4 protein-coding genes are annotated in these 3,977 nt (G+C 29.8%); all 4 read right to left on the reverse strand.

Translation table 11 applies throughout. The annotated features are described in order from the left end of the window. Positions 1 to 1,994, reverse strand: a 1,994-nt coding sequence (locus tag ACOX6R_RS07400) for an ABC transporter permease (protein ID WP_433448807.1), incomplete at its 3' end; no start/stop codon positions are given. Beyond that, entirely contained in the window at positions 1,987 to 2,667 is a 681-nt protein-coding gene (locus ACOX6R_RS07405; RefSeq protein ID WP_433448809.1) for an ABC transporter ATP-binding protein, read from the reverse strand. The genes ACOX6R_RS07405 and ACOX6R_RS07400, both read right to left, overlap by 8 nt. A 49-nt stretch (positions 2,668 to 2,716) precedes the next feature. After that, the gene (locus tag ACOX6R_RS07410) at positions 2,717 to 3,577 is read right to left on the reverse strand and encodes a sensor histidine kinase (protein ID WP_433448811.1); all 861 of its coding nucleotides are present in this window, start codon (positions 3,575 to 3,577) and stop codon (positions 2,717 to 2,719) included. Beyond that, the coding region (locus tag ACOX6R_RS07415) for a response regulator transcription factor (RefSeq protein WP_433448813.1) at positions 3,578 to 3,977 on the reverse strand (400 nt) is incomplete at its 5' end.

The raw sequence follows: 3,977 nt of genomic DNA on the forward strand, positions 1-3,977 counted from the left end.
TCAGTTAAAATATTAAATCTATCTTCAGAAGAAATCTCATCTCTAATTATATTTTCTACAAATGTCTTAGTATCTTTCGTTTTTCCTTCCTCTATATCTAAATATAATTGAAAAGGGTAATTCCTATTTTTTATATCTTGAGATTCTTCTAAAAGTTTAGAATATGTGTCGAAGTCAGTAAAAATTTTTATATCAAAGGGCATTGTTCTAGACTTGTATCTCCCAAGATCTGAAATCGTCCCAGAAATTTTTATCTCCGTTTCATAATCATTTGGAAATTTTATTTTTATTTCGTCGGGATTTTTAAAATATGGAATCTTTTCTGCTTGTGAAATGGGTATGGAAGAATCTTTTTGTACCATGTTGTAAAGAAGAAACTCACCATTATCTCCCCCAAGTTCCTTTAAATCCTTATCTTCTAAAGCAATTATAAATCCGTCATAATAATCTGTGTTATACTTTTTAAAATTTTCCTCTATCTCTTCATTTAAATTTGCATCTTCTGCATCATTTGAAAGTTTTAAATTATTTTCCACTTGTACATACTTTTCTCTTGTGACATAGGATTTTTTATTTGGCACTTTTTCTACAATTTCACTGAGAACCTGTGGTATCTCATTCTCCTTACTAAAATAATCGACCTCAAAATTATATCCATTGTCATAATATGAAAATTCACGGTAGTAATTTGACATGCCTATTGCAATAATAAATGCAGAAATAATTATTACTCCTATTGAAGAAATATATCTTTGCGATTTAACGGACGCCAAATTATTTAACTTCAACTCATTCCATAGATTATTTGATCTTTTCTTTTTAGATTTAGAAAAGTCTATGTTTCCCCTTATCCCATCAATAATATTTATTTTGGAAATCTTCTTAGCAGGCGACATAATAGCAAATGTCACTATAATTAACGAAATGATAATAACTGCAAGGCTTAGAGTTAAATTAAATTTTATATATTCATAATTTTCAACTTCATAGCCCATCATAATATTTTTGTAAAGATAATAAATCAGTCCAAAGCCCGAGATATGCCCAAGTATTATTGGGACAATAGATATAAATATTCCTTCTTTTAATAAGGACAAGTAGATTTGAAAGTCTGTTGATCCAATTGACTTATAAACAGAAAGCTCTTTTATTTTTCTAAGTCCCCAAACCAAAAATATATTTTTTGTGAAGAATATAAAAATTAGTGCGCATCCTACAATTGATAATGCGATAACAGCTTTGCTCATAAAATTTTGTATAGGTTCATTTTCTACTCCGTAGTAAACGATTAAACTCTCATTAAAAATAAGTTTTATATTTTTCCCTGTTACCCCATTAATATTCTTCTGAATTTCATCTTTATTTTTATAAGCATCTTCAAAGGAATCAAACTTGATAAAGGTTCTAAAAGAATTCATTTCATTTTTTAGTCCAAGACCATAATTTAATCTGGAATATTTGTTGTACACATCTTTATAAATTCCCACAATTGTATAAGTTTTTGTAGAAATTCTGCTAAACTTTTCCCTGTCAGTATAAGCGCTTGTAGGACCAATTTCTTCTTCACCCATGAGTCTCTTGCCAATGTCTAGGTTTATCTTGTCGTCAAGTTTTAAATTATTCTCTTTGACAAAGCTTTCGGATAACACTATTTCACTGTCATTTTCTGCAAAACGTCCTTCTAGAATGCGAGAATATTCTCTCATCTTGTTGATGTCTTCATCTTGATAATTAATTACAACTAAATTATCTTTATACTTTGCTGTGTCAGGTTCTAGAGATATTTTTCCTACAAACTTAACTCCATCAATTGATTTTATCTTTTCGATATCCCCTAGGCTTATATCGCCTTCCAATTCCCCGTGATTAAATCCTTCTGACATGTAGTACTCATAATTTTCTCTATAATTTGTGTAACTCATATAAAAAATAATTGTAAAAAACAGACTCACTATAAATAAAGAGATGAAAATCGGAAAATTCTTCTTATTCATTCTTTTCATCTCCCACAATTCTTCCATCAACGATAGTGATAATCCTATCTGCTTGCAAAGCTACATTTTCATCATGAGTAACTAGGATTATAGTTTGTTTTAAAGCTTTATTAAAATACCTAAAGATATCTACTATTTCTTTTGAGTTTTTCCTGTCTAAATTGCCTGTAGGTTCATCGGCAAGTATTATAGATGGACTGTAAATTAAAGATCTAGCTATGGCGATTCTCTGTTGCTGTCCACCTGAAAGCTCGCTTGGAAAACTGTTAAGTTTATCTTCTATGCCTAATTTTTTTACTATTTCCAGAAAATTTTTCTCATTAGTTTTCCTCTTGTCAAGTTTTAGTGGCAGTTCTATATTGTGCCTTGCAGTCAAATTTGGGATTAAATTGTAGAATTGATATACTATCCCAACCTTTCGCCTTCGAAAATAGGAAAGTTCCTTTGATGAATATTTTGAAATATTGTTGCCATCAATATAAACATCACCCTCTGTCGGACTGTCGACACCACCAATTATATGTAGTAAGGTGGATTTACCAGATCCGCTCGGCCCAACTACTGCTACAAATTCTCCTCTTTCTATTTCTAATGTTATACCATCTAGAGCAATAACTTTGTTATTGTCATCTCCGTACTCTTTTCTTAAGTTTTCTACTCTAAGTATCTCCATAACTTCCTCCTTACTTTTCTAAGCAAATCTTATAAAAGTAAAGTGATTTTTAGGTGACATTATAAAATTTAATTTCAAAGCTCGCTCCGTCATTTTTATTTTTTACAAAAATCTCTCCATTGTTTTTCTCAATAATTGACTTTGCCATGGCAAGACCTATCCCAAAACCATTAGAATCTGGAGTCTTATAAAATCTTTTAAAAATCTTATTTAAATTTTCTTTTTCTATTCCGCCACCATTGTCCTCTATGATAATAGATGTAGACAATGGATTTTTATCTAATAATATAGAAATTTCATCACAGCTCTTTCTATTGTTGGCATTTTTTAATATATTTATTACTGCTTCCGAGACCCAATAGAAGTCAACATAAATATTATTTTCTTTAAGCCTATCATCTATATTAATTTTTAAATTTCTCTTAAGGTTTACATTATCCAGTGCATAGTCAATTATCTCTTGTAAGTTGACACTTTCTTTTTTCATTAAATTTTCTTTTGCATCGAGACTTGAAAGCTTAAGCAAGATATCTGAAAGAGAATTAAGCCTTAAAATTTGTCTCTTTAATAAAGATATATTTTCATCTTCAGGATAGCTCCCCTCTAAATTTTCTAAAGAAAATAACATACTCGTAATTGGAGTCTTTATTTGGTGTGCAATATCTTCTAAATATTCCACTTGTCTCTTGGAATTTTCATCGACACTTTCTTTAGCTTCAACTATTTCTATAAATAATTTATAAATCTTATCTTCTAAAACAGAAAAGTCATCTTGCTTCATGGGGAAAGTGTAATTTTTATCTTTCATATTGTCAATTAATTCTACTAACTCGTCGATTCTTTTTTTCTTTCGATTCTCCAATAAAAAATAAAGAAGAAACAAGCTAAGTGCCCAAAATAAAATAATCATTTAATCCATCCTATATCCAATACCTCTAAGAGTTGTTATCACGTTTTTATCTAACTTCTCTCTAATTCTTTTTATTGTCGAGGTCAATGTGTTATCATTTACAAATTTGTCTCGATCTTCCCAAAACATTTCTAGGAGCTGTTCCCTAGTGTAAACTCTGTTGGGATTTTTGACAAAAAGTAATAAAATTTCATATTCCAACGCTGTGAGATCTACAACTTTACCTGCATAAGTTACTTCCGACTTTGACAAATCAATTTCTATATCCTTATACGAAATCTTTTTATCATTTTTAATAGTAATTGTGCGTAGAACTGCATCAATCCTTGCCCTTAATATTGCGAGAGAAAAAGGCTTAGTCAAATAGTCATCTACACCTTTATCAAGAGTATTTACAATA

Source organism: Peptoniphilus sp. (assembly GCF_050943655.1).
In the GTDB taxonomy this organism is placed as follows: Bacteria; Bacillota; Clostridia; order Tissierellales; family Peptoniphilaceae; genus Peptoniphilus_A.